22 protein-coding genes and 1 tRNA gene are annotated in these 24653 nt (G+C 68.6%); 17 read left to right on the forward strand and 6 right to left on the reverse strand.

From position 1 onward, the window contains the following. Positions 1-88 precede the first annotated feature (88 nt). The 3 genes from GO986_RS14615 to GO986_RS14625 all read left to right on the forward strand — a co-directional run bounded on the left by GO986_RS14615 (position 89) and on the right by GO986_RS14625 (position 2093). On the forward strand, positions 89-700 hold the full coding sequence (locus GO986_RS14615) for a deoxynucleoside kinase (RefSeq protein WP_157460045.1): 612 nt from the start codon (positions 89-91) through the stop codon (positions 698-700). 97 nt (positions 701-797) lie between these two features. Further along, on the forward strand, positions 798-1421 hold the full coding sequence (locus GO986_RS14620; protein WP_157460046.1) for a deoxynucleoside kinase: 624 nt from the start codon (positions 798-800) through the stop codon (positions 1419-1421). 54 nt (positions 1422-1475) lie between these two features. Further along, complete coding sequence (locus GO986_RS14625) at positions 1476-2093, forward strand: hypothetical protein (RefSeq protein WP_157460047.1); 618 nt, start codon at positions 1476-1478, stop codon at positions 2091-2093. A 531-nt stretch (positions 2094-2624) separates the two neighbouring features. On the opposite strand, the gene GO986_RS14630 is transcribed toward GO986_RS14625, so the two are convergent. Further along, the gene (locus GO986_RS14630; protein WP_157460048.1) at positions 2625-5942 is read right to left on the reverse strand and encodes an ATP-binding protein; all 3318 of its coding nucleotides are present in this window, start codon (positions 5940-5942) and stop codon (positions 2625-2627) included. Between the two features lie 41 nt (positions 5943-5983). Here GO986_RS14630 and GO986_RS14635 point away from each other — a divergent pair, with 41 nt between their 5' ends. Continuing rightward, positions 5984-7441 carry a UDP-N-acetylmuramoyl-L-alanyl-D-glutamate--2,6-diaminopimelate ligase gene (locus GO986_RS14635; protein WP_157460049.1) on the forward strand — a complete coding sequence of 486 codons (1458 nt, stop codon included), beginning with the start codon at positions 5984-5986 and terminating at the stop codon, positions 7439-7441. An 11-nt stretch (positions 7442-7452) separates the two neighbouring features. On the opposite strand, the gene GO986_RS14640 is transcribed toward GO986_RS14635, so the two are convergent. Continuing rightward, complete coding sequence (locus tag GO986_RS14640; RefSeq protein ID WP_157460050.1) at positions 7453-8808, reverse strand: phosphotransferase; 1356 nt, start codon at positions 8806-8808, stop codon at positions 7453-7455. 266 nt (positions 8809-9074) lie between these two features. On the opposite strand from GO986_RS14640, the gene GO986_RS14645 reads away from it, so the two are divergent. The 7 genes from GO986_RS14645 (at position 9075) to GO986_RS14675 (ending at position 16919) form a co-directional block, all read left to right on the forward strand. Then, entirely contained in the window at positions 9075-11111 is a 2037-nt protein-coding gene (locus GO986_RS14645) for a DUF3160 domain-containing protein (protein WP_157460051.1), read from the forward strand. An 8-nt stretch (positions 11112-11119) separates the two neighbouring features. Further along, positions 11120-11992 carry a CapA family protein gene (locus GO986_RS14650; protein ID WP_157460052.1) on the forward strand — a complete coding sequence of 291 codons (873 nt, stop codon included), beginning with the start codon at positions 11120-11122 and terminating at the stop codon, positions 11990-11992. Continuing rightward, positions 11989-12573, forward strand: a complete 585-nt coding sequence (locus GO986_RS14655) for a hypothetical protein (RefSeq protein ID WP_157460053.1) — start codon at positions 11989-11991, stop codon at positions 12571-12573. Before GO986_RS14650 ends, GO986_RS14655 begins: the two co-directional genes overlap by 4 nt. A gap of 11 nt (positions 12574-12584) precedes the next feature. Next, complete coding sequence (locus tag GO986_RS14660; RefSeq protein WP_157460054.1) at positions 12585-13253, forward strand: hypothetical protein; 669 nt, start codon at positions 12585-12587, stop codon at positions 13251-13253. Positions 13254-13618: 365 nt separating this feature from the next. Continuing rightward, entirely contained in the window at positions 13619-15022 is a 1404-nt protein-coding gene (locus GO986_RS14665) for an RtcB family protein (RefSeq protein ID WP_157460055.1), read from the forward strand. A 428-nt stretch (positions 15023-15450) separates the two neighbouring features. Then, complete coding sequence (locus GO986_RS14670; RefSeq protein ID WP_157460056.1) at positions 15451-16383, forward strand: carbon-nitrogen hydrolase family protein; 933 nt, start codon at positions 15451-15453, stop codon at positions 16381-16383. Further along, positions 16380-16919 carry a GNAT family N-acetyltransferase gene (locus GO986_RS14675; protein WP_157460057.1) on the forward strand — a complete coding sequence of 180 codons (540 nt, stop codon included), beginning with the start codon at positions 16380-16382 and terminating at the stop codon, positions 16917-16919. The genes GO986_RS14670 and GO986_RS14675 overlap by 4 nt, the downstream gene beginning before the upstream one ends. On the opposite strand, the gene GO986_RS14680 is transcribed toward GO986_RS14675, so the two are convergent. After that, positions 16888-17415, reverse strand: coding sequence for a WapI family immunity protein (locus GO986_RS14680; protein ID WP_157460058.1), 528 nt, complete (start codon positions 17413-17415; stop codon positions 16888-16890). The genes GO986_RS14675 and GO986_RS14680 overlap by 32 nt on opposite strands. 63 nt (positions 17416-17478) lie before the next feature. On the opposite strand from GO986_RS14680, the gene GO986_RS14685 reads away from it, so the two are divergent. From GO986_RS14685 to ubiE, 4 genes are all read left to right on the forward strand, one after another. Then, the gene (locus tag GO986_RS14685) at positions 17479-18669 is read left to right on the forward strand and encodes a BioF/Kbl family PLP-dependent acyltransferase (protein WP_157460059.1); all 1191 of its coding nucleotides are present in this window, start codon (positions 17479-17481) and stop codon (positions 18667-18669) included. Continuing rightward, positions 18666-19064, forward strand: a complete 399-nt coding sequence (locus GO986_RS14690; RefSeq protein WP_198170695.1) for a hypothetical protein — start codon at positions 18666-18668, stop codon at positions 19062-19064. The genes GO986_RS14685 and GO986_RS14690 overlap by 4 nt, the downstream gene beginning before the upstream one ends. Then, positions 19061-19450: a GNAT family N-acetyltransferase gene (locus GO986_RS14695; RefSeq protein WP_369409394.1), complete on the forward strand. Its 390-nt coding sequence runs from the start codon at positions 19061-19063 to the stop codon at positions 19448-19450. Before GO986_RS14690 ends, GO986_RS14695 begins: the two co-directional genes overlap by 4 nt. Before the next feature lie 161 nt (positions 19451-19611). Continuing rightward, positions 19612-20331, forward strand: coding sequence for a bifunctional demethylmenaquinone methyltransferase/2-methoxy-6-polyprenyl-1,4-benzoquinol methylase UbiE (gene ubiE / locus GO986_RS14700; protein ID WP_157460061.1), 720 nt, complete (start codon positions 19612-19614; stop codon positions 20329-20331). A 412-nt stretch (positions 20332-20743) separates the two neighbouring features. Here ubiE and GO986_RS14705 read toward each other — a convergent pair whose 3' ends face one another. Together GO986_RS14705 and GO986_RS14710 are read right to left on the reverse strand one after the other, a co-directional pair. Continuing rightward, on the reverse strand, positions 20744-21247 hold the full coding sequence (locus tag GO986_RS14705) for a hypothetical protein (RefSeq protein WP_157460062.1): 504 nt from the start codon (positions 21245-21247) through the stop codon (positions 20744-20746). A gap of 159 nt (positions 21248-21406) precedes the next feature. Beyond that, the gene (locus GO986_RS14710) at positions 21407-22642 is read right to left on the reverse strand and encodes an aminopeptidase (protein WP_157460063.1); all 1236 of its coding nucleotides are present in this window, start codon (positions 22640-22642) and stop codon (positions 21407-21409) included. A gap of 96 nt (positions 22643-22738) precedes the next feature. Here GO986_RS14710 and GO986_RS14715 point away from each other — a divergent pair. Beyond that, positions 22739-22815: transfer RNA gene (locus GO986_RS14715), tRNA-Pro, on the forward strand. Positions 22816-23196: 381 nt separating this feature from the next. Here GO986_RS14715 and GO986_RS14720 read toward each other — a convergent pair. After that, positions 23197-23853 carry an HAD family hydrolase gene (locus tag GO986_RS14720; RefSeq protein WP_157460064.1) on the reverse strand — a complete coding sequence of 219 codons (657 nt, stop codon included), beginning with the start codon at positions 23851-23853 and terminating at the stop codon, positions 23197-23199. An 86-nt stretch (positions 23854-23939) separates the two neighbouring features. On the opposite strand from GO986_RS14720, the gene GO986_RS14725 reads away from it, so the two are divergent. Then, positions 23940-24542, forward strand: a complete 603-nt coding sequence (locus tag GO986_RS14725; RefSeq protein ID WP_157460065.1) for a DedA family protein — start codon at positions 23940-23942, stop codon at positions 24540-24542. The last annotated feature ends 111 nt before the right edge of the window (positions 24543-24653 follow it).

Consider the following 24653-nt stretch of genomic DNA (forward strand, 5'->3'; position numbering starts at 1 on the left):
GACGGCAAGCCATGGCACCCGGCTCTTAACTGTCAAGCGCCTTCATCCACCCTTGAGGAACGTGGGGGGCGCTATGCTCTGGCCTGTCATGTACGTTGTCGTCGAAGGCCCCATCGGGGTGGGAAAAACAAGCCTGGCCCGGCGGCTGGCCGCGCGCCACAGCGCCGAGCTGAACCTGGAAATCGTGGAGGAAAACCCCTTTCTGGCCCGGTTCTATGCCCAGCCGGAAGCCTACGCCTTTCAGGTACAGGCTTTCTTTTTGCTGTCGCGCTTCAAGCAGCTCTCGGCGCTGTGGCAGCCCGGCCTCTACCGCGACTCGGTGGTCAGTGACTACCTGTTCGACAAGGACTTCATCTTTGCGGCCATGAACCTGAAAGACGCCGAGTTTGCACTGTATGAAGACCTGTACAGCCACCTCTCGCCGCGTCTGCCCACGCCCGACCTGGTGGTGTACCTGCGCGCCGACACCGATGAGCTCCTGCGCCGCATTGCCCTGCGGGGCCGCCCCTTCGAGCAGGACATGAAAGCCGAGTACCTGGCCGACCTGACCGCGCGCTACGACGACTATTTCCGCAGTTACCCACACCCTCACCTGACGGTGGACGCCGCCGGGCTGGACTTCGTGAACAACCCCGACGACGAGACCCAGTTGCTGGCTGCCGTGGACGCGGCGCTGGGCGCGGGTCAGGCGGCCGACTGATGAGCAGGCAGTGGTCAGAAGTAGGTGGGGAGTGGAAAGAACCAGTTTGTCCCACGCCCTCTTCCCCACTCCCCAGAACCGCAAGCGGAGCGAGCTGATGTACCTCGCCGTCTCTGGCAACATCGGCAGCGGAAAAAGCACCCTGACGCGCATGCTCGCGGCGCGCTACGGCCTGCGGCCGGTCTACGAGCCGTATGCCGACAACCCCTACCTGGAAGACTTTTACCAGGACATGCGGCGGTACTCGTTTCATTCGCAGGTGTATTTTCTGTCGCGCCGCTTAGAGCAGCATCTGAATCTGGTGACAGGAGCGCGGTACGTCATTCAGGACCGCACCGTCTTTGAGGACGCCAATATCTTTGCGCGCAACCTCTTTGAAAGCGGGCAGATGGAGGCGCGCGACTGGGCCACCTACTGCGGCCTGTATGAGGGCGTGCGGCCGGCGCTACGGGTGCCGGACCTGCTGATTCACATTGACGCGGCGCTGCCCACCCTGAAGCGGCGCATCGCCCAGCGCGGGCGCACCTACGAGCAGGACATCCCCGAGGCTTACCTGGGCGGCCTGAACCGCCTGTACGACAGCTGGATTGCCGGGTTTGACGCCTGCCCGGTGGTGCGCGTTCCCGGCGACGAACTGGACTTCGTGGCTGACCCAGAGGCCTTCGAGTGGGTGTGCGCCCGGGTGCAGGCGCACGGCTTTGGGCTGCCGCTGCTTCGGTAAAGGGCCGAGGGGTCGCACCCGGCCCTGTGCCCTGGGACGCGCTACCCTGACCCCATGCGCCGCCTCTTGCTGCTGAGTGCCGCCCTGCTGTCTGCGCCCCCAGCAGCCGCGCAGGGAGCGGCCGTCAGCACTGGTCCTACCTGCACAGCCCTCTGGGACGGCCTTGACCCGGCCACTCTGCGGCCCGCCCGGGTGACGGCCCGCCGCCCCCTCCTGACCTTAGCCAGCGGCGAGCTGCACCCCACAGGCGTCATGACGGGTGACCTGGTGCTGCAAGCCGCCAGCGTGGGTGGGCGGCGCTGCACCTATGTACCCGGCGACGCCTCTCGCACGGGCCTGCTGCGCGACCAGGAGACGCAGCCTCTGACGGTCAGCACCCTGACCCCCGGCACCTGGGAGCGGGACGCCAACGCGGGCCTGACCCTGACCCGCCAGGCCAACCAGTTGAGGCTGACCGGCATGGCCCTGTTCCCCACGGCGGGCGGCAGTGTGAACGCGGGCCATCTGAACGGCCCTCTGCGCCGCGCCGGAACGGCCGCCCCCTGGCTGTATGCCGATGGCGACTGCACCGCCGCCCTGTGGCCGGTGGGCACCTGGCTGCTGGTGCTGGACAGTGGCACCTGTGGCGGCCTGAACGTGAGTTTCAGTGGGCTGTACCGCCGGGTGCGGTAGAGGGATGACGTACCCAGGTCTACACCTTCCCTCTGGAGGCAGGTTCAGGAGCTGCATGTGTGTATGTCCTCTGGGTGGACCTCTCTGTCCCAATCCCATCAAGGAGCCGGAACCATTTCTGGCGACCTAGGGCGTGTCCTTTCCTGAGGAAGTCCTCTTTCTCCCTTTTGCGATTCAGGGCTGCATTTGCAATGCCGGGCGGTATGGCCACAGCGAGAAGCGTTTTTAGAATTTCCTTTGAGCAGGAGGCTATTCACTTTTAGAACACGCCAGCAGGTCCGCTACGCCAGGCGGAGAACTGGTGGCTAGAAGCTGGGCCAGCGAAGCCGCCCGTCCTCTCTTTGCACAGCTCGTTCTCGGGCAGTGGCCCACCCGCCTCCGTGCCTTCTGGCCAATGCGGCGAGTGGCTTTACGCCGCGCCTGAGCGGTCCAGCGCATGAGGCCGTGGAAACCGTTTGACAGGAAGTCAGCGTTAGCGACGACAGGAAATCCTCAGCAGGAGCTTGAGAACCAGCGGCACGCAGACCAGCGTTATCCAGCCACTGCCGTCAGCTCGGGGGGAATCTCGCCCAGGGCGGCGTGAAAGAGAGTCTGGGCACGTCGCAGGGCCCCCGCACGGGTTTCCGGCTCGCCCAGGCGCTCGTGGGCGTCTAGCAGGGCGCGGGTGGCCGCCACATCCAGCGGGTCGTGGGCCAGCAGGCGGCGCAGGTGCGGCAGCCCGCCCTGGGGGTCGTGGTAGGTCAGGCGCAGGGTGACCTCGCGCCAGCGGGCGTGCAGGGCGTCGCGCAGTTCGCCTGCCGCTGGCAGGTCGAGGTCGCCCAGAAACGGCCCCGCGTACGCCGCCGCCGCCTGGGCGTCCTGCCCCGCGTGCAGCGCCGCCAGAAAGTCGTCAAGGTCGGCCTGCACCCCAGCCAGCGCGTACCCGTACGCGGTGCGGGTCAGGGTGGCGGCGCCGCCCAGCGCCTCGCGCAGCCGGGTCAGGGTCTTGCGGAAACTGGCTTCGGCGCTGGCCTCGTCGGCGTCGGGCCACAGGGCCAGGGTCAGGCGCTCGCGGGTCAGGGCGGCCGGGTGACCCTCGCCGTAGTGGGCGCACACCAGCAGGCCCAGCAGTTCCTTGACCTTTCTGGCCCGCCAGGGCCGGACGCCGCCGGGCTGCTCCACCGCCACCGTGCCCAGCAGCCTCAGGCGGGTCTGGGCCGCCGGCACTGCGGCCGCCGGCCGCGCGTCCAGGGCCGCAGCAGCCTGCGGAAAACAGCCGCGCACGAACATCAGGTGGCCCTGCCCATCTACCGCCTGCACCCCCGCCAGGCCCGTCTGCCACGCGGCGGCGCCGTCCTCGTCCTGCCGCACTTGCCAGACGGCGCGGGTCAGGTGCCATTCGGCCAGCACGCTGCGGTGCTGGGCCGCCTGCGCGTGGGCCAGGGCCACCGTCAGTTCAGTGCCGGCCTGGCCAGGGTCGCCCCGCACCAGCTGGGCCTGCGCGCGAATCAGGGCGGCGCGCGCCTGCAAGCCAGCGCCGTCATCGGGGCGCAGGCGGGCCACCTCGCCCAGCGCCGCCGCCGGGTCCCCCAGCAGCAGGTGAACCCGCGCGCGGGAATTCGGGTGGTCAGGGTAAAAGTCGTGGTCGGGCAGGGCCAGTTGCGCCCGCGCCTCATCCAGGCGGCCGGCCAGGGCCAGGGCCTCGGCAAAGTCGCTGGGGTTGGCGGCCCCCACGCTGGGCCAGATCTCGCAGGAGCGCTGCATCAGGGTCAGGGCCTCGCCAGGGTCGCCGCGCCACAGGCGGCAAATCCCCAGGTTCCACAGCAGGGCGGCCTCCACCCGCGCGTTGCCACTGGCCACCGCGCGGTGGTACTGACGCCAGGTGCCGGCCTCGGCGCTGGGGTAGTCCCCCTGCATCAGCTGCAAATAAGCCACATTGCCCTCTACGACCATCAGGCTGGCGACGTGGCCTTGGCGCACGATCAGGTCATGGGCGGCGCGCAGGTGCGTTTCGGCCTCAGCCCACAGGGACATGTGAATAGCGCTGGACCCGGCCGACATCAAGGCCCGCCAGTGGCGCCCGGCGCTCACCCCGTCCGCCGGAGGCTGCCCGGCAATCAGGGCTGCCGCCTCGCGCGACAGGTGCAGGCACAGGTGGTAATCACCGCGCCGCTGGTGCAGCCGCGCCAGGATGTCCAGCAGGTGCATGCGCCGCAGCGGGTCGAGGCTGCCGGCCAGGGCCGATGTCAGTCCGGCCTCGGCCTCGTCCAGGTGACCCTGGTGAAGCAGGGTGCGGTACAGCACGTCTTCCAGCATCAGGTGCGGGGCGGGGGCCAGTTCCCCGGCGCGGGCCAGGCCCAGCCGCGCCGCCGCCAGGGCCTGCGGCAACTGTCCGCGCTCTGCCAGCGCCTGGGCCCGGAAGGCCAGCTGGGTCAGGGGCAGCGTGGCCGGGTCCTGGGCTGTTTCGGTCAGCACCTCGTTCCAGTGGCCCAGGGCGTCCAGGGCGGCGACCAGCGCCGCCTGCGCGGCGGCGTGGGCTGGGGCCATCTCCAGCAGCGCGCGGGCCTCGCGGATCACCTCGTGCGGGGCGGCGCGCTGCTGGGCCAGGGCCAGGGCCTGTTCGGTCAGGGCGCGCGCCTCTGGCAGGGCCGCCAACCGGGCGTGTCGGGCACGGGCCAGCACGTCCAGGTCGGCCTGCGCGGCGCGGGCGTGCAGGGTTTCCAGAACGCCCCAGTCCAGTTCGGCGCGGACCAGCGGCGGATACAGCGGATGGGCGCAGGTGTACTCGGCCGGCTGACCTGCGCCGTGCAGCCGCACCAGGTCGCGGTGCAGCAGCCAGTCGCGCGCCTGAGCGAAGGCCTCGTGGCCCAGACCCGCCACGGCGCGCCACGCCGGCTCTGGGGTGGGGACGTCCAGCACCGCCAGGGCACTCAGGGCGGCCCAGGGCGTGCGGGCCGCCTGGACTGGGCGCAGCCGCTCGCGCAGCACGGCCCCCAGCGAGCCTGGCAGCGACCCGGCGGGCGGCGGACAGAACTGCCAGTGGTGTTCGTGGCGGCTCAGGGCGCCGCGTTCGCGCAGCACCCGCAGCAGTTCGGCGCTGCGCAGAGGGTGACATTCAGCGTGGTCACGCAGCCACTCCAGCAGCCCCGGCGGCGGGTCCCCTCCCAGCGCGGCGCGCAGCAGCACCTCCAGGCTCCCGTCTGCCAGGGGCGCGAGGGTCAGCGCCGTGACCTCTGACCCGCTGGCGGCGCGGGCCAGCTGGGCGCTGCGGCCCAGTTCCTCGGCACTGCGCGCGGCGTCCGGATACTCGGCCAGCGGGCGGGTGGTCAGCAGCAGCAGGGCGGGGCGCTCGTCCAGCAGCAGCCGCGTCCAGAGGGTGTTGAGAAAGGCGCGGGCCCCTTGCGGCTGGTCGTGCAGGTCTTCGGCAATCAGCAGCAGCGGGCGCGCGCGGCCCACGGCCCCGGCCACCGCGCGGGCCAGGGTGGCCGCCGGATCACTGGGACCGGCCGGCGGCGGCACCGTGGCCGGCCAGTCGCGGTTGAGATGGGGGCGGGCCGCCGCCAGAAACGCCGGGTCCCGCGACGACAGCAGTTCGGGCAGGGCCAGCAGCAAGGTGCCGATCAGGCCGCCCGGTGCCGCCAGGGCGACCGCCGCCTGCGGGTCCCGCGCGGCGTGGTCAGAAAGCGCGCGGGCCAGGTGGCTTTTGCCCAGGCCCGCCGCGCCTTCCAGCAGCACCAGTTCAGGCCGCCCACCGGCCTGGACAGCGGCCCAGAGGCCCTGCAACTGGGCCTGAATCTCAGGATGAATCGGCTCGGACACGGTGGGGGCGGCCTCCTGGGCCTCAGTGTGCCGCAGGTCAGCAGCCTCCACAAGCCGCCGCCGGGTGGCCGACTTCTGGCATGATGCGCCCCATGCGCCTTGCCGAGCTGGCCGCCGCCCTGCATGTTCCTGCCCCCACCGCTGATCCAGAGGTGCGGAGCGTCACCCACCAGGCCGACTGGGTGCAGCCGGGCTCGGCCTTTGTGGCCATTCGCGGCGCGCGCTTTGACGGCCACCAGTTTCTGGCGCAGGCGGCGGCGGCCGGAGCCGTGGCCGTGATTGGCGAAGGCCTGCCGAGCGGCGTGACCTCGCCGCTGCCTTATCTAGTGGTCCCGAATGCCCGCGCCGCTCTGGCCGACGCGGCGGCGGCCCTGGCCGGGCACCCCAGCGGGCAGCTGCGGGTGGTCGGCGTCACCGGCACCGACGGCAAGACCACCACCAGTTGGCTGACCCGCCACCTGCTGCGGGCGGCCGGCCTCAAGACCGGGCTGCTCAGTACGGCGGGCTACGAGTTGCCTGACGGGGTGCTGCGGCACTTCCCGGCGCACTTCACCACCCCAGAAGCGCCGCAGGTGCAGGCCACCCTGACCGAGCTGGTGGGCGCCGGCGCCGACGCCGCCGTGCTGGAAGCCAGCAGCCACGCTCTGGCGCTGGAGCGGGTACGCGGCGTGCAGTGGAGCGCGGCCATCTGGACGCACCTGAGCAGCGAGCACCTGGATTTTCACGGCACCCTGGACAACTACTTTGCCGACAAACGCAAGCTGATTGAGCGCACGCCCTTCGCCGTGCTGAACGTAGACGATCCCTGGACCGCCCAGCTGCGCGGCGTGGCCCCCGCCGAGACCACCTACTCGGCCGAGGGCCAGCACGCCGACTGGCGCGCGGGAGGCCTTGAGGAGCGCTCTACAGGCCTGCACTTTCACGTGGTGTCGCCACTGGGCGAGTTTGACGCGCAGCTGCCCATGATCGGCCGCTTTAACGTGGCTAATGCTCTGGCGGCCATGGCGGCGGCGGCGCACCTGGGGGCCACGGCCGAGGACTTGCAGGCCGGGCTGGCCTCCTTCGCTGGGGTGCCGGGCCGCATGGAACTCGTGCCGGACAGTCGGGGGCGCCGGGTCATCGTGGACTTTGCCCACACGCCACCCAGCCTGGACAAAGCCCTGAGCACCCTGCGCGCGACCACACCGGGGCGGCTGCTGGTGGTGATCGGCTCGGCGGGGGGGCCGCGCGACCCCGGCAAACGCGCGCCGCTGGGCGAGGTGGCCACCCGCCTGGCCGACCACGCGATCTTTACGGAAGAGGACTGCCGCGATACCCCGCTGGACGACATCCTGACCGAAATGGAGCGCGGCGCCCGCGAAGCCGGCCGGCACAATTTCGAGCGCGTGCCGGACCGCCGGGACGCCATTCGCCGCGCCGTCGCCCTGGCCCAGCCCGGCGATACGGTCCTGCTGGCGGGCAAGGGGCCAGAAGACACCCTGGAACGGGCCCACGAGACCCTGCCGTGGGACGAAACCGGCGAGGCGCGGGCGGCGCTGGCACAGGAGTAGGCCTCCGGCGACTACCCCCCAAGCCCATCCAGCTCGTTCAGCAGATCGTGGAGGGCGAACTGAAGCATGCCCTCCATCTCCCACCGCGCTTCCAGGGCGGGCAGAATCCGTTCGGCATACAGCCGCGCCGCGTGCAGAGCCGCCAGTGGCCGCGACAGCGCGTAGGCCCGCCGCAGGGTGGCTTCATCTGCCAGATCTGACCAAGCCGCCAGGTAGGCGCTAACGATCTGTGCCTGAGCGTACGGCTCTTGAGGCAGCCACTCGGAGAGGTTGGTCAGAAACAGGCGCAGGCTGAAAAACGGGTGCGTGATTGTGGCGTCTGAAACATCGAAGAACACAGGATTCTCCCCGCGCATAGCCACGTTGGTGGGCCAGAAATCGCCGTGTTCCAGGGTGTCGGGAAGGCCGCACGCGGCGAGTTCCGCACACAGCGCCTGTAAGCGGGGGCCTGCTGCCCGCAGCCGTTCCAGGTGCGCCGGCTCCAGCGGCACCGCGAGGTCCTGAATGGCGCCCAGCAGGGTGTCGAAAGGTTCAGCCAGCCCCGCCGTCGGGTAAAGCGGCAATTCCGGCAGATCATGAATCAGCGCCCGTTGAAGTTCACCGTAGCGCCGGGCTGCGCGCCTGAACAGCCTCAGATCGGCAGTCTCGCTGAGTGGCTGGGCGCAGAGGTCGCGCATCAGAACGCCGCCGCGCGCCGGGTCCTGGGCCACCACCTCGGGCACCTCACCGGGAAAGCGCTCCGCCAGCCAGGCCAGTAACGCCCCCTCACCGGCCAGTGGGGCGGGCGCCGCCTTGTAGTACAGCGTGCCCTGGGTTGTGGGCAGACGCAGCAGCGTTGAGCGTTCCCAGTTGCGCAGTTGTTCGGCCTTACCCAGCGGCTCGGCGCCCAGGTGCCGAGCCTGAGCGGTCATCCAGGCCTCTACCCCGGCAAACCAGCCAGGCCGGGCCCAGGGCCGGCGACCCAGCGGCCGCCCGTCGCGCTCCTCGGCAAACCAGGCGTGCATGGCTTGCCTCTGGTCTGGGTGGGTGAGTGGCACGTCTGGAAGGTCCGCCTCCGTTACCCAGCGGCCCCCTGGCGGGCCCTCGTCAGCAGCACTCAGGTTCTCCAGTTCGTAGAGGGTGTTCACGCAGATAGCTTCCGGCGACCAGTCATCGCCCAGGCAGCACAGGGTCGCCACCCGCAGGCCAAACAGACGCTGCGCGGCCGAGTTGATATGGTCCACGACGCCAAAGTGGCTCTCCGTGGGAGTGAACTGCGGCCAGGCCCAGGCGTCGCCGGTGGGCAGCATCAGTAGGGCGGGCTGGGTGGGGTGAGGCACCAAGAGGTGGTGGAGGCGGTGAATGGTCTGATGGGTGGATTCGCTCATGCCAGGCTCCCTGAAGGTAAGAAGAACAGCCCAGGGAAGACGCCGGCAGACACGCCGCCTGCCAGCATCGTCCCTCACGAACAGCGCGGCCACTCAGCCGCCGCAGTCTGCGGCGCTGTAGGGCGCAGGCGTGAGGGATTAGAGGCGTCTATGCATGGTGGTCTCTGGTTGAGGTGTCTGGCGAGCGTACTCACCCCCAGGGCTGCCGTCAAGCCTGCGACGAGCCTCCCCAACCCACCGCCCAGGCCTGTGGTATGACCTGAGCCATGCGACCTCTCACCCTGACCCTGCTGCTGGGCAGCTTCAGCGCCGCGCTGGCCGCGCCGACCCCTTACAGCCTGCCCGTCAACTTGAGCGTCATCAAGAATCAGGAGGTGCTGCGGTCCGACCCCGAAGTGGGGACCAGTGGCCTCAGCCCAGCTCAGCGCGCCGCCCTGAGCAAGAACGGGTTTGTGATCAGCCCCGGCACCTGGACGCACTTTGATGGGGTCTACGAGGCCACCCGCTACCTCAACCAGCCGGTGTTGGCGACCACCGACTCCATGCTGCATGTGTACCACCTCGTCTTTGACAAGCTGCTGCGCGACCTGGAACGGGAAGCGCTGTCGCCTGCGCTGCGCCGCCTGACCACGCTGCTGGTGGCCGACGCCCGGCGGCAGCACGCCGCCCTGAAGGGCACGCCGCTGGAGGGCGACGCCCGCCGCGCCCTGGCGTACCTGGCGGTGGCCGCCAAACTGATTGACCCCGCCACCACGCCGCCGGCTGAGGTGGCCAGCCTGGTCACTGCCGAGCTGAAACTGATTGACGCCCACGCCGGCCGCGCCACCTCGCCTATTTTTGCGACCACTGAACTGGAAGAGGATTACTCGCAGTACGTGCCCCGGGGCCACTACACCCGCAGCGACGCCCTGAAGCGTTATTTCCGCACGATGATGTGGCTGGGGCGCGTCAACCTGCGCGTGCAGAGTGCCGGCGAGACCCGCACCGCCGCCCTGCTGACCAACCTGCTGACCAACAATGCCGAGGCCCAGAAGCTGTGGGCGCGCCTGTATGACCCCACCACACTGCTGATCGGCGCCAGTGACGACCTGAATTACCGCCAGTACGCCGCCGCCCTGAAAAGCGCTACAGGTGGGCAGGTGCGCCGCCTGGCCGACCCCGCCGTGCTGAAATCCTTCCAGGCTGCTCTGGCCAAACTGCCACCGCCGCAGGTCAACAGCGTCTTCGTGGAAGCGAAACCCGGCGAGGGCCGCGAGGTGCGCGAGCGCCAGACGCTGGGCTTCCGGGTGATGGGCCAGCGCTTTACCCTGGACGGCGCGGCCTTTCAGCGCCTGATTTACCGCGAGGTGGGCACCCTTGAAAAGCCCCGCGAATTCCCACGGGGCCTGGACCTGCTGGCCGCCCTGGGCAGCGACGCCGCCCTGAACGAACTGCGCCGCACCGGCGAGGCCGGCTACGCCAACTACCTGCCCCAGATGGCGAAAGTGCGCGCCAGTTTTGCTGCGCTGAAGGAAAAGGACTGGACCGCCAACGTTTACAGCGGCTGGCTGTACGCCCTGCAGCCTCTGGCCAAGCCCGCCGCGCGGGACGCGCGCTACCCGGCCTTTATGCGCACGCCCGCCTGGACGCGCAAGGAACTGCTGACGGCCCTGGGCTCGTGGACCGAGCTGCGCCACGATACGATTCTGTACGCCAAGCAGACGATGGCCGAGATGGGCGCAGGTGAGCAACCTGAGCCGCCGCGCGGCTACGTGGAACCCAACGCGGCCGTCTGGACACGCCTGCTGACCCTAGAAGCCCTGACCCGCACTGTCCTGAAAACCCAGGGTGTCCTGTCCGAGCGCACCGCCAATAACCTGACCGAGCTGCGCTCCATGCTGACCTTTCTGAACGCGGCCACCGCCAAGCAACTGGCGGGCACCGCCCTGACCCGCGACGAATACGACCGCCTGAACTACTACGGCGGCTGGCTGGAACAGATGAAACTGGCCAGCGCCGACCCGCAAGACGGCAGCCAGGAAGCCAGCCAGTTTGACGAAAACGACATGGCGGCCGTCGTGGCCGATGTGGCAACCGCCGGCAACAGGGCGCTGGAAGAAGCCACTGGCTACATTGACGAGCTGTACGCGGTGGTTCCCGACGGCCGGGGCGGCCTGCAGGTGGCGCGCGGCGGCGTCTACAGCCAGTACGAGTTCAAGGTGCCCGTCAGCAGCCGCCTGACCGACGAAGCCTGGCGCAAGCAGCTGCGCGCGGGCCAGGCGCCCCCTGCCCATCCGTGGCTGGACGGCATCCGGGTGAAGTGAGGCGGAGGTTGCCCCTTCCGGTCCTCGTTGCCTTTCTGCTGACCGCAGGCGGGCGCGAAGTCACGGCCCCGGTGCTGGCCCTGGCCGGCGATGTCAGCCTGGCACGCGGCGTGGCGCAGGCAAACGCGGGAAACTGGGCCGCCGCCCTGCAAGGGGTGCGCTCCGCCCTACAGGCTGATGCCAGCGCCGCCAACCTGGAATCACCGCTGACAGACGCTGGGCGCATGACCACCGGCATTGACCTGCGGGCTCCAGTGGCCGCCGTGGCTGCCCTGCGCCCCCTCACCCACCTGAGCGTGGAGAACAACCACGCCGGGGACGGCGGAGCCGCCGGACAGCAGCGCAGTCGGCAGATGCTGCGGGCCGCGTCCCTCTCCCCCATCACCCGCACCCTGAGCCTCAGCCGCGTGGGGAACCGGACGGTGGCCTGGGTGGCTTACCTGGACGATGGCCGCATGCCGCCACCTCTGGAGGCCGTTCGGGAGGGCGCGCGCCGGGCGGAGGTGGTCGTGGTGCTGCCACACTGGGGGGCCGAATATGGGCGGACCACCCCGCGCCAGCGCGCCCAGGCCCGGCAACTGGCCGCCGCCGGCGCGACCGTGGTGGCCGGCAGCGGGCCCCACGTGTTGCAAGGGCACGAGGTTCTACAAGGACCGCGTGGCCGGGTGCTGGTGCTGTACAGCCTGGGCAACCTGCTGTTCGACCAGACCCTGCCAGCTGCCCGGCTGGGGGCCGTGGTGCGGGTGCCGCTGGCAGACGTGACGCGCGCCTGCGCCGTGCCCACCCGCACCCGCGCAGGCCGCGCCCTGCAGGCCACCGGCGAGGACCACCGCACCGCCCTGACCCGGCTGGGGCTGCCGGCCTGCCCGGAGGGGACATGAGGCGCATGGCGCTGGGCCTCCTGCTGCTGGGGTCGGCGCTGGCGGGCGGAGACGCTGGGCTAGCCTGGCGGTCCCTCTCGCCGACTGGGGGGTGGCAGCCCGCCGCCGCTGTGGTGGCCCCAACTCCCTGCCCGGCTCTGAACCTGCCGGCGACCTGGGAAGTCTCGGCCTCCGCCTTCGCCGATGTCACGGGCGACGGCAGCCCTGAATGCGTGCTGACACTCTGGCGGCCGTGGCGCAACTGGCCCATTCACCGCTGGAGCGCTGGCCCCACCCCCATTACCGCCAACCGGGACGCGGCGGGGCGGAGCGCCCATGTGGCCGTGCTGCGCCCGCTGCCCGGCGGCGCCTACCGAGAGGTCTGGGTGGGCAGCGCCCTCTACCGGCCGGTGCGCGCCCTGAGTGTTCGGCCCGGCGGCACACTGGTCACGCTGGAAGTCAGCTACGCCGCTCCGTCCGCGCCGGCCCAGACCCTCAGCGAGTGGCACTGGACCAGTTTCGGCTTTGATCTGGTGCGCCGCGTGCCGGTGCGGGCGACGGCGCTGGGGGTAGACGCCCGAGGCTGGCCCGCCGTGCGGTGACAAGATGGGTCATGCGCCCTCTGCCGCTGGCCCTGACCCTCGCCGCCTCGTTTGCCCTGGCTGGCGGCGCCGAGTTGCCGCTACCAGCTGGCCGCGTCCCCGCCGGCTTGATGGTGGCGCGGCACACCTCACCCCCTGTCCGGGTCACGGCCCTGGCCCCGGAACGCGAAGGGTTCCTGACCGGCCTGCGCGTACAAGCGGGGAGCGTCAGCCGCACTTTTCCGGCCTGGCAAACCCTCAGTAATCCGACCTTCTGGCCCAGTGTCATGACCACCGATGTCACCGGCGACGGCGTGCGCGAGCTCTTGGTGACCCTGATGACCGATGAAGGCACGGGCTTTGCGGTCTACGACGCCCGCGTCCTGCGGCTGCCGGATCTGCGCGAGTGGGCGGTGATGCCGCCCGTGCCGTACTTGCGTGCTCAGGTCCGCTTTGGGCCCACCACGCTGAGCTTTGGTGGCCGTGAGGTCCGCCTGCCTCTCCCTGACAACGACTTTGGCCCAGAGCCCGCCCGGATCGGCGATCAGGTGCGCTGGGCCGTGCGCGGTGGCCACCTGACCGCACTGGTCGAGGTGCAAAAGGAGTGGGCTTTCGTGGGCCGCCTGGTGCTGACCTACCGCGCCCAGAATGGACAGTTGGTGCCCGCAGCGGTGGCCTACGACCCCAGCGAACTGCGCTAAAGCTCATAAGAGATTCCAGCCATTTCTAGAACACCTGGAGCTACTGGGCATCATCCTGACTTCAGCGCTTTGTAAGCCCAATTTCCGGACATCCGCCTTTTTTCCTTCCCCAGTGCGCAGCACCGCGAGGCCTTTCAGCCGAATGAACGCCAGAGTGTGTTCTGAAGTTCACCACACTGCTTACCCATGCTTAGGCCAGCGCGCGGATGCCCGGCCTCGCCCCCAAGCGGCACAGTGGGCGCACAGGAGGGCCACCATGCCAGACCTCAGGTCAGATGCCAACGACCCCGACGACCGGACGACCCCGAATGAACCGGGAGCCCTGTGCTTCCCTCTTCCCCACTGAAAAAGGACATCCTCTGCCCATGAATGGCAAACATCTTGTGAAACTTGGCCTGGAGAAAAAGGCCATCGCCCTGGCCCAGACCGCAGCCGCTGCCCGCGAAACCGCTGGGCTGGCCCGCGACGAGATTCTGGCGGAACTGCGCGCCGTGCAGGCCGACCCGGCGGCGTACCTGGCCGGCGGCGTCTATGCCGACCTGGCCGCCGAACTGAGTGCCCAGCAAGCGGCGCGTGACGCTCTGAAAGGGGCCGAGCTGCGCGCCGCGCCGCTGCCCTACCCGGTGTGGGGCCAGGACCTGATCGAGCCCGGCGCCCGTAGCCAGATGGACGTGGCGATGCGCCTGCCCGTCAGCCGCGCCGGCGCCCTGATGCCCGACGCCCATGTGGGCTACGGCCTGCCCATCGGCGGGGTGCTGGCGACCGAAAACGCGGTTATTCCTTATGGCGTGGGCGTGGACATCGGCTGCTCCATGATGCTCTCGGTGCTGCCCGTGGCGCCCGGCGCCCTGCACGCTGAAGACGGCAAGGCGCTGCTGCTTAAGCACACCCGCTTTGGGGCCGGCGTGGCCTTCGACAAGCGCGACCGTCAGGACCACGAAGTGCTACATGAAGGCACCTGGCAAGACCAGCCTCTGCTGCGCCACCTGTTCGAGAAAGCCGCCACCCAGATTGGCACCAGCGGCAGCGGCAACCATTTTGTGGAGTTCGGTACCTTCACGCTGGCTGACGCCGACCTGGGGCTGGAGGCCGGCGAGTACCTGGCCGTGCTGTCCCACAGCGGCAGCCGCGGCTTTGGGGCGCAGGTGGCGGGGCACTTCACGACTCTGGCCGAGCGCCGCCACCCTGGCCTGGACCCCGCCGCCAAGAAACTGGCGTGGCTGCCCCTGGACAGCGAGGACGGGCAGGCTTACTGGCAGGCCATGAACCTGGCGGGCCGCTACGCGCTGGCCAACCACGACCTGATTCACGCCCGCCTGGCGCGCGCCCTGAACGTGCAGCCGCTGGCACAGGTGCGCAACAGCCACAACCTGGCCTGGGAACAGGAGGTCGGTGGCCAGAACCTGATCGTGCACCGTAAGGGCGCCACCCCAGCCGAAGCCGGGCAACTGGGCCTGATTCCCGGCAGCATGGCTGACCCTGGGTACGTGGTGCGGGGACTAGGCAACCGGGACGCTCTGGGCAGCGCCAGCCACGGCGCGGGGCGTGTACTGGGCCGCAAAGCCGCCGAGCGCACGCTGGCCAAAAAGGACGTGCAGGCGTACCTGGCCGCGCGCGGCGTGACCCTGATTGGCGGCGGCATTGACGAGGCCCCGCAGGCCTACAAGCGTATTGAAGAGGTGCTGGCGCGGCAGGGTGATCTGGTGGATGTAGTCGGCCGCTTCACGCCTCAAATCGTTCGGATGGACACGGGCAGCGAGGATGTGTAGAGGCGTCGCCTGACTTGACCGGCCCCCGTGCCGATCAGGACGGGGGCTGAGAGTGGCCCCTCGCCAGCCCGTTAGAAATGGGAATAAGGGATCTCAAAAGGCGCGGGCTTGGAGAACAGCACAGGAAGGGCAGCGAACGCCTCTCAAAACCGACTTGAAGCCCACCGGCAACCTCTACCCTGCGCTGCCTGAGTAGCTGAAGGGGGCGTCCCCGGTGACGACAGAGCAGGCGGGATGGAGCCTGGTCTGGAAGAAAGACGCCCGGTCAGCCCTCCGGGAGTGACCCAGGGGTTCGAATCCCCTGCGTATGCAGGGCAGCGCCGGCCATCTCCGGCGCTTGTTCTTGGCTAAGTGTTTGTTGCCTGGGTGACTGGCATAGGTCATCTGGCGGCGGCGCCGCGCGGGTGGCGCACCCTACACTCGGGGACATGACAGCGCAGCGTGACGCGGTGGTGCGGGTGGCGGCGGCGGCCTACCCGATTGAGTTTCTGGACGGCTGGGCGGCTTTTGAAACCAAAGTCACGCGCTGGGTGGCCGACGCGGCGGGTCAGGGGGCGCAGCTCCTCGTGTTTCCCGAGTACGCGCCGCTGGAGCTGATCAGCCTGCTGCCAGACACCCTGCACCACGACGTACGGGGGATGAGGCCGGCGCTGCAAGCCTTCTTGCCGGACTTCCTGAGTCTGCACGCGCGCCTGGCCCGCGAACACCGCGTTGGGCTGGTGGCCGGCAGCTTTCCGGTTGCCCACGGCGACGTGTTTGTCAACCGGGCGTATGTGTTCGGCCCGGACGGCACGCACAGTCATCAGGACAAGCTGCTGATGACCCGCTTTGAGGCCGAGGAATGGGACATCGCCCCCGGTGAGGGCACGCGTGTCTTTGAGCTGCCGCTGCCCGGCTGGACGCTGCGCTTTGGCATTGCCATCTGCTACGACAGCGAATTTCCGGCGCTGGCCCGGCACCTGGCCGAAGGCGGCGCGGAACTGCTGGTCGTGCCGTCCTTTACTGGCAGCCGCGCGGGGTACACGCGCGTGCGGGTGGGCAGCATGGCCCGCGCCCTGGAAAACCAGTGTTACGCCCTGCACGCCCCTCTGATTGCCGACGCACCCTGGACCTACGCCGTGGAAGACGCCCACGGCGCGGCCGGCATCTACACCCCTGCCGACAATGGCCTGCCCGCCGACGGGGTGCTGGGGCAGCTGGGCTGGAATGAACCGGGCTGGCTGGTGACGGACCTTGACCTGGCCCTGACCCGCCATGTGCGCGCCGACGGCCACGTCCTGAACTGGCGTGACCGGGTGCCAGGCGCAGCCCGCCCTGGGCCGGCCGAGGTGGTCGCGTTGGGCGCCCCAGAGCGGGGATGACCCTCACACGTCGCCTGACCGTGGCCGACGCGCCGGCCTACCGGGACGTGCGGCTGGCGGCCCTGCATGCCGACCCAGCCGCTTTCCTGACCACAGCCGCCGAATTTGCTGCGCAACCCCTGAGTCAGCTTGAGGCCCGCCTGGCTCCAGACGCGCCAGGGCTGACACTGGGGGCCTTTCTCAGTGGCGACCTGGTAGGGCTGCTGACCCTGGTGCGCGAGTCAGCCCCTGCACTGGCCCACCGGATCAATATCTACGGCGTGTCGGTGGCGCCGGCGGCGCGGGGGCAGGGTGCAGGAGAAAGGCTGGTCCGCGCCGGCATCGAGACCACCCGCACCTGGCCGGGCGTCACATCCCTGCATCTGGCGGTGATGGAGACCCAGACGGCCGCTCGCCGCCTGTACGAACGCTGCGGCTTTCGCGTCTGGGGCCGGCAGCCGGATGCGGTGCGGCGGAACGGTCAGATCTTTGCCGAGGACTGGATGGTGCTGGAACTGGGAAGGACTACGCCTCACCACGAACAGGCCAGCGGCTGACCTGGGCTCTCCACTGGGCTGCCAGGTCGCGCAACTCGGCCTGAGTCATGGGGAAATCTATCCAGGCGTCCGAGACTTCGCCCGTGTCCAGCCAGTCGGGTGAATGATCCAGCTCCCCGGCAAACGGCGGCAGATACTCCGCCTGCATCACGATGCGCAGGTGAAGCTGGTCGTCATGGTCCGGGTGACGGAACCAGGGAGAACGCGCCGAGACCACTAGGCACGGCTCGGTAAAGCTCTCGGTGCTGCTGAGGCCCGCCTGCTGCCAGCCGATGAAAACGGGCGCCTTCTCGCTGACTTCTTCCAGCCAGGCAAGCAACCGGTGGGCCTCCTGAGCGGTCAGGCAGGGGTCAATCACCTCCCAGACCCGGCCATCAGGCAAAGAGAGCTTCAGCCGGACATTCAGCCAGTTGGCATCCCAGCCACCGGCAGCATCTGGACACTGATAGCCCAGAAGCTCAAGGGACAGCTCAAGCGCTCCGGTTCGCACCTGCATTCACCTCACTCTATCGTCCTCGCCTCACGGACAAAGCTGCCCCTCCCCGCCTACACTGCCTGCATGCCTGTCACACTGTCCGACCGCCTGAGCGCTGACCTCTCCGGCCTGCGTGAAAGTGGCCTCCTGATTCACCCGCGGGTGCTGGACGCCCCGCAGCATGCCCGCACCACCGTGGACGGCCGCAACGTCATCAACCTGGCCAGCAACAACTACCTGGGGTTCGCCGACCACCCGGCCCTCAAGGCCCGTGCCGCCGAGTATCTGGACAAGTGGGGCGTGGGGGCCGGGGCCGTGCGGACCATTGCGGGCACCCTGCGGATTCACGAGGAATTCGAGGCGCAGATTGCGAACTTCAAGCACACCGGCAGCGCGCTGGTGCTGCACAGCGGCTTTTCGACCAATCAGGGGGTGCTGGGCGGCCTGCTGAAAGAAGGCGACCTCGTGGTCAGCGACGAACTGAATCACGCCAGCATCATTGATGGGCTGCGGCTGACCAAGGCCACGCGCAAGGTGTTCAAGCACGCCGACCCCGAAGACCTCGACCGGGTGCTGAAAGACAACCCCACAGACGGCCTCATCATGGTCGTCACCGACGGTGTCTTCAGCATGGACGGCGACCTGGCGCCGCTGGACAACTTGGTGGCGGTGGCCCGCAAGTACAGCGCCGTGACCTACGTGGACGACGCCCACGGGTCAGGCGTCATGGGCGCCCAGGGGCGCGGCACCGTGCATCATTTCGGCTTCGAGTACGCCGACGACGTGATTCAGGTAGGCACCCTGTCCAAGGCCTGGGGTGGGGTGGGCGGCTACGCGGCCGGCCACGAGAACCTGCGCCAGCTTCTGATTAACCGCGCCCGGCCCTACCTGTTTTCCACCGCCCAGGCCCCGGCCACGGTGGGCGCCCTGGCTGCCGCCCTGGACGAGGTGCAGCGCGACCCCACCTTGATGGAGCGCCTGTGGGACAACACCCGTTACTTCAAGGCCGAGTTGCAGAGGCTGGGCTTCGACACCTTTGGCAGCGTCACGCCCATTACGCCGGTCATCTTCGGGGAAGCGCCCGCCGCCTTTGAGGCCAGCCGCCGCCTCTTTGACGAGGGCATCTTCGCTGTGGGCCTGGGCTTTCCGACCGTGCCCCGCAACCTGGCCCGCATCCGCAACATCGTGACCGCCGAACACACCAAAGACGATCTGGACCAGGCCCTCAGCGCCTACGAGAAGGTGGGCCGCGCACTGGGCACGATTGGCGGGTGAGCGCGCTGCGGTTTGAGGGGTACACAGCTGACCAACTGTTGGCCTTTCCAGACGAACACTTTCGCGCCTTTGTGCTGACCGGTGAGCCCCTCGTGGTCCGCATCGGCTCGGCGGAGGTGCTGGGTCAGTTCGCTGTATCAGGCGACACGCTGATTCTGGAACTGGCCCAGATCGATGAAGGCGGCGAGGGTGTGTTGCCTGCGCTGGCGGCTCTGGCAGAGCGGTATACCCGCAGGCAGAACCTGAGGTTCATCGAATGGCGTGTCCATGCTCTGCACTGTGCCCGGCCCAAGCTGCGCCTCCGGCGGATGCTGGAGCAGAAGGGCTTTGCGGTGCAGACGCTGCCGGTTGTGGGCGAATGCCGGTGGCGGCGGGTGCCGGTGGACGCTGCGTGACCGAGTACCGCGTGCAGGCTGCTGTGGACTCCACCGAGCTGGGCCAGTTGCGAGAAGCGGCCTGGGGCGCCCCAGACGACGGTCACGCCTGGCCAGCTATCCTGGCCCGCTCGCTGACCTGGGTGACGGCGCATGACGGCGGGCAGCTGACCGGCTTCGTCAACGTGGCCTGGGACGGCGGCGCGCACGCCTTTTTGCTGGACACCACCGTTCACCCCGACTGGCAGCGGCGCGGAGTGGGGGCCGAACTCGTGCGCCGGGCAGCCACTTCAGCGCGTGCGCTGGGGGCCGAGTGGCTGCACGTGGATTACGAACCCCACCTGTCAGGCTTCTACGAGAGCTGCGGTTTTCGGCCTACCGCAGCGGGGCTGCTGCGGCTGCGCTGAGGTTTCTCAGCATCTCAGGGGAAGTAGGCCCTTCGGTAGGCTGTAACGTTCACTCGCGCGGCAAGCCCACTTGTTGCTGAGGCTCCAGCGGGGGTCTCAACGCCTCTGAAGACCGCAGTGGGTGGGCGCCTGTCCCGCCCCCGGCCCCCTATCATGCCCCTATGACCAAGCGGCCCGCCGTGGGCGACAAACAGGAGCGGGGCCAGGACGTGCAGGCCATGTTCGCCTCGATTGCGCCCCGCTACGACCTCCTGAACCGTGTGCTGAGCCTGGGGGTGGACCGGGGCTGGCGCCGCGCCGCCGCCCAGGAAGCGCTGGCCCTGAGCCCTGCGCGGGTGCTGGACGTGGCCACCGGCACCGCCGACTTTGCCCTGGAGCTGAAGACGCGCGCCCCGCAGGCCGAGGTCGTGGGCAGCGACTTCGTGCCGGAAATGCTGGCGATTGGCCGCCAGAAGGCCGCCGCCCGCCACCTGCAGGTCAGCCTGGAAGAAGGCGACGCCCTGAACCTGCCGTACCCCGACGGCAGTTTTGACGCTGTGACCTGCGCGTTCGGCTTTCGCAACTTTGCCGACTACGAGCGTGGCCTGTCAGAGTTCTGGCGGGTGCTGGCGCCGGGCGGGCGGGCCGTCATTCTGGAGTTCCCGCCGCCAGGGCCGGGGCTGTTTGGGGCCGCCTTCCGCTTTTACTTTCAGCACCTGCTGCCGCGCATTGGCGGCCTGGTGAGCGGCAACGCGGCGGCCTACACCTACCTGCCCGCCAGCGTGCTGGCCTTTCCCGACCCGCAGCGTCTGGAACGGCTGATGCAGGCCACGGGCTTTCGCACCCGCCACCGCCTGCTTACGTTCGGCATTGCCGCTATTCATGTCGGGGACAAGCTCTAAGCCAGAGGCAGGTTGGATGGTGTGTACCAGCGGTTTGAGGCCGACAGCTGTACAGCAGCGGCCAGAAGTACCCATCCATGCCGCCACACAGTTGTCTTCTGCCGTCCTTCTCTTCAATTGAAAGGCGGTTAGGGGGCATCTCCATTGGCTACGCCGGATTCCGCTGGAGCGAGCCGTGCAATCGAGTGGGCAGACGTGCAATAGGGACAGGCACCGTGGAGGCGCAGGCTTCAGGAGCGGCTGATGCGACCTCCGATTGAGTCGAGCAGCAGGCCGGGTGGCACCCAGACGGCGGCTCCGCCTGGCAGCTTTTCGAGTTCACAGAAGAGCGAGAAGGTCAGGGCACAGATTGCTCGGTATGGCGGCGCAGTCGGTGCCCTTCCAGCAATGCCGTAACGAAGCGGAATCCATATCAGCGGCTGGCGGTCAGGGCGCGGCCCTGGTCTAGCCACAGCCGCAGGGCACAGGTGAGCAGCAGGGCACCCAGCGGAAACGGCACAGGGCCCAGGTCCAACCGGGTGTCCACGCCGCGCGTGAAGCTGCCAAAACGGCCCCGCACCTCGCCGGCGTAATGGCGCAGGCTGAGGTCCAGGCCGTCCGTAAATGAGCCGTAGCGGCCCGTCACCGTGTCAGGCGTGAAATTCAGGGTCGCGTCGGTGCCTTCGGTGAAGCTCCCCAGGCGCACGGTCATGACGCCCGCCTCAATGCTGGCGCGCACATCGAACCCGTGGGTGACGCCGCCCACCCGGCCGACCAGGGCGTGCCCGTCCAGCCAGACCGCCACATCGGTGCCGTCCACGTAGCCGCCGACGCGCCCCGTCAGCCGTGCGCCGTCCCAGGTGGCGCTCAGGGCCACACCGTCCGATACGCCGCCAAAGCGGCCTTCCAGGGCTTCCTGCGCCTGATACCCGGTCATGGTCTCAGGGTAAAGGACCGCTCTAGCAGAACCCTGACGGCGCCGGCGGCAGACCCCGCGAGCCTGTGCCCAAGAGGTCTACCGCCGGTTGTTCTGGGCCTCGCCTCCGGCCCTCAGCCAGCTGCTCCCTGCCTTCTTCTGGGGGTCCCTCCAGTCAGGTCAAATCACGAACTCGCCGTTCCGCATGACTGGCTCGCGTTCGCCGTCCCTGGTCAGGCCGTCCACATTCATCTCCCCGCTGCCAATCATCCAGTCCACATGGGTCAGGCTGTCGTTGCCGCCCCTGGCCTGAAACTCTTCCAGGCTCAGGTCTACCCCGCCCCTGACGTTAAAGCGGTAAGCGCTGCCAATGGCGATGTGGCTAGCGGCGTTCTCGTCGTACAGGGTGTTGTAAAAGAACAGGCCCGACCGGCTGATGGGACTGGAGTGCGGCACCAGCGCCACCTCGCCCAGGCGGTGGCTGCCTTCGTCAGTCTCGATCATCTTGAGAAGCGCGGCCTCGCCCTGCCTGGCGCTGGCCCCGGTGATGCGGCCGCCTTCAAACTGGATGCGGATGCCGTCAATCAGGGTGCCGTTGTACGACAGCGGCTTGGTGCTGACCACGGTGCCGTCCACGCGCTCCCGGTGCGGGGCGGTCCAGACTTCCTCGGTCGGGATGTTGGCCGTAAAGGTAATGCCGCCGGGCGTGTCGGCCGCGCCGCCGCCCCAGACGTGCCCGTCAGCCAGGCCCACCGTCAGGTCAGTCTCGCCGCCCTGAAAGTGCAGGGCGTGATAGCCCTTCTCGGTCAGGAGGTCGCGGCGGCGCTTGAGGTCGGCCAGGTGGGTGTCCCAGAGGGCCACCGGGTCCGGCTGGTCGGCGCGGGTGGCCGCGAAGATGGCGTCCCACTGCTGGGCCACCGCCTCCTCGCCACTGGCGTCGGGGAACATCAGCTCTGCCCAGCCGGACACCGGCGCACTGATGAGGTTCCAGTTCAGGCGGTTGGTCATCACCTGCGCGGTGTAAGGGCGGCGGTAAGCGGCCAGCGTGCGCTGGTGCGTGGCCACGCGCTCGGCGTCCACGCCGCCCAGCAGGTTGGGGTTGGTGGCGCGAATGGCGATGACGGCCCCGCCCGCCTCGGCAGTTTCAATCTCGGCGTCCACACGCCACTTGCTGATCTGCTCAAAGCTGCCGTCCGGTGCCAGCTCAAAGCGGGCCAGCTGCACGTCGTCGTCGTCCCAGCGCACATCCACGAAACTGGCGCCGGCTGCGTAGGCTTCGCGCACCACCAGGCGGGCGAGCTGCGCTGTTTCCACCGGGGCCTGCACCAGCACGCGCTGGCCTTTTTTGATCCCCAAGCCCACCTGTACTGCCAGCCGCGCGTAATTCCGCAACTTCTCGTCAAAGGTCAGTGTCATGTCCAGCGCAGAATAGCCACCTGGGTCGGCCGCTGCATAAGCGAGAGTGCTCTTGACGGGAACGGGCCGGTTGCCTATAGTTCTGTGGCTGGCCGTCGAGGCGTAGCGCAGCCTGGTAGCGCACTACCTTGGGGTGGTAGGGGTCGTGAGTTCAAATCTCGCCGCCTCGACCAGCATGAAAGCTCCTCTTAGAGGGGCTTTTTTCGTTTTGCCTCTTGATGGGTATAAGGAATCTTGGCGAGGCGACGCGGGACCTGTGTGCAGTAGAACCCCTGCAAGTGGCTGCACTCTGCTCAAGCCACTCTACGGAAGCGGGAAGCGTTGACTTGCATAGAGCACTGCACGCTGCTGCGCGGCCTCCAAAGTCACTCCAGAGCCGTCCTGGGTGCTGCTCTCCAATGTAGACGAAGCCGACTTTCAGCAGCTGGTCACTGGGCACCAGACAGGTTGAGCCAGCATCGCCGCCAGTGACTGGCCTGGGCGTCCGATGCCCCTGTGAACAATCCGCCTGATGCCTCAGCCTACACGGCCCTCCATTCAGGAAAACTTAGGTCCTACAGCTCGCCTAACCCCGCCGCCAGCAGGCCCGCCACGCCACCTTCATACCCCTCTATGCGCGCCCAGTCGGGCGGAAACGGCTGCGACCGCGTGACCTCATTCGGCACGACCACCACCCTCATCCCGGCCGCCACCGCCGCCGTGGCGCCGTTCAGGCTGTCCTCGACGGCCAGGCAGTCAGCCGGCCTGAGCCCCAGGCCCCGCGCCGCCAGCAGGTACAGTTCTGGGTCAGGCTTGACGCGCGCCACATCGTCGCGGGTCGCCAGCACCTCGAAATGCTCCAGCAGCCCGTGGTGGCTCAGCCAGCGCGTCACCCAGGCCCGGTCACTGCTGGTCGCCAGGGCCAGCCGCAGCCCACGGGCGCGCAGATCGTCCAGCACAGCGCGCACACCAGGCCGGATGTCGCCCGCCTCGATGGCTGCGTGGACCGCCGTCTTCAGTTGCCCATGAACTGTCTCGCGGTCAGCCTGCACATGCGCTGGCAACCCCGCCCAGGGGTCAAAGGCGTCCCAGGTGCCGATGCCGCGCTGCCAGTCGTGCAGGTGCAGCTCGCGGTCGTGCTGGCGGTACAGTGCCTGCCAGTGCTGAAACTCGGGGGTCTCGGTATCCAGAATGGTGCCGTCGAAGTCGAAAATTACGGCGCGCAGGGTCATGCGGCCAGTGTAGAGGGCGCGTGCGTGAAGTGGACTTCACTTTAGATGGAGGCCGGCCTGCCCCAGAATTCGCTACCCTCGGGGGCATGGCCGAATGGGTGCAGAACTTGATGGACAGCATGGGATACGTGGGCATCCTGCTGCTGATGATTCTGGAAAACGTCTTTCCGCCCATTCCCAGCGAACTGATTATGCCCTCGGCCGGGTTTGCTGCGTCGCGCGGCGACCTGAACATTGTCATGGTGATCGTGGTGGGCACAGCGGGCAGCGTCCTGGGCACCCTGCCGCTGTACTACCTGGGCCGGGTCTTTGGCGAGGACAAGTTGGTGAAGTGGGCCGACAAATACGGCAAGTGGCTGACCCTCAGCGGCAAAGACATTAAAAAAGCAGACGACTGGTTCGACCAACACGGCACCAAGGCGGTGCTGTTCGGCCGCTTGGTGCCGGGCATTCGCAGCCTCCTGAGCCTGCCCGCCGGCATGAGCGAGATGCCTCTGCCCAAATTCCTGATTTACAGCGCCATCGGGTCGGCCATCTGGGCGTCCATTCTGGCGGGCGCCGGCTACCTGCTGGGCGAAAACTACGACCGCGTGGAGCAGTACGTGGGGCCAGCCGGTTACGTGGTGCTGGGTATGCTGGCGGTGGCCGCCGTGGTCTGGTTCGTGCGCCGCAAGAAAGCGCAAAGCTAGGGTGTGGGCTGCAGGCCGTGGGGTGTGGGGGAAATCTCCGCAGCCCACGCTTCTTTTGCACCGCGCCCCATTTTTCTACCTACGCCCCACACCCCTTATACGGATTCCGTT

The sequence above is a fragment of the Deinococcus arboris genome, assembly GCF_009755355.1.
GTDB classification, from domain to species: Bacteria; Deinococcota; Deinococci; order Deinococcales; family Deinococcaceae; genus Deinococcus; species Deinococcus betulae.

Excerpts from the sequence above, each read along its gene's own strand:
- GO986_RS14615 (WP_157460045.1), top strand. The coding sequence starts at position 89 with ATGTACGTTGTCGTCGAAGGCCCCATCGGGGTGGGAAAAACAAGCCTG.
- GO986_RS14620 (WP_157460046.1), top strand. The coding sequence starts at position 798 with ATGTACCTCGCCGTCTCTGGCAACATCGGCAGCGGAAAAAGCACCCTG.
- GO986_RS14625 (WP_157460047.1), top strand. The coding sequence starts at position 1,476 with ATGCGCCGCCTCTTGCTGCTGAGTGCCGCCCTGCTGTCTGCGCCCCCA.
- GO986_RS14635 (WP_157460049.1), top strand. The coding sequence starts at position 5,984 with ATGCGCCTTGCCGAGCTGGCCGCCGCCCTGCATGTTCCTGCCCCCACC.
- GO986_RS14640 (WP_157460050.1), bottom strand. The coding sequence starts at position 8,808 with ATGAGCGAATCCACCCATCAGACCATTCACCGCCTCCACCACCTCTTG.
- GO986_RS14645 (WP_157460051.1), top strand. The coding sequence starts at position 9,075 with ATGCGACCTCTCACCCTGACCCTGCTGCTGGGCAGCTTCAGCGCCGCG.
- GO986_RS14655 (WP_157460053.1), top strand. The coding sequence starts at position 11,989 with ATGAGGCGCATGGCGCTGGGCCTCCTGCTGCTGGGGTCGGCGCTGGCG.
- GO986_RS14660 (WP_157460054.1), top strand. The coding sequence starts at position 12,585 with ATGCGCCCTCTGCCGCTGGCCCTGACCCTCGCCGCCTCGTTTGCCCTG.
- GO986_RS14665 (WP_157460055.1), top strand. The coding sequence starts at position 13,619 with ATGAATGGCAAACATCTTGTGAAACTTGGCCTGGAGAAAAAGGCCATC.
- GO986_RS14670 (WP_157460056.1), top strand. The coding sequence starts at position 15,451 with ATGACAGCGCAGCGTGACGCGGTGGTGCGGGTGGCGGCGGCGGCCTAC.
- GO986_RS14675 (WP_157460057.1), top strand. The coding sequence starts at position 16,380 with ATGACCCTCACACGTCGCCTGACCGTGGCCGACGCGCCGGCCTACCGG.
- GO986_RS14680 (WP_157460058.1), bottom strand. The coding sequence starts at position 17,415 with ATGCAGGTGCGAACCGGAGCGCTTGAGCTGTCCCTTGAGCTTCTGGGC.
- GO986_RS14685 (WP_157460059.1), top strand. The coding sequence starts at position 17,479 with ATGCCTGTCACACTGTCCGACCGCCTGAGCGCTGACCTCTCCGGCCTG.
- ubiE (WP_157460061.1), top strand. The coding sequence starts at position 19,612 with ATGACCAAGCGGCCCGCCGTGGGCGACAAACAGGAGCGGGGCCAGGAC.
- GO986_RS14705 (WP_157460062.1), bottom strand. The coding sequence starts at position 21,247 with ATGACCGGGTATCAGGCGCAGGAAGCCCTGGAAGGCCGCTTTGGCGGC.
- GO986_RS14710 (WP_157460063.1), bottom strand. The coding sequence starts at position 22,642 with ATGACACTGACCTTTGACGAGAAGTTGCGGAATTACGCGCGGCTGGCA.
- GO986_RS14720 (WP_157460064.1), bottom strand. The coding sequence starts at position 23,853 with ATGACCCTGCGCGCCGTAATTTTCGACTTCGACGGCACCATTCTGGAT.
- GO986_RS14725 (WP_157460065.1), top strand. The coding sequence starts at position 23,940 with ATGGCCGAATGGGTGCAGAACTTGATGGACAGCATGGGATACGTGGGC.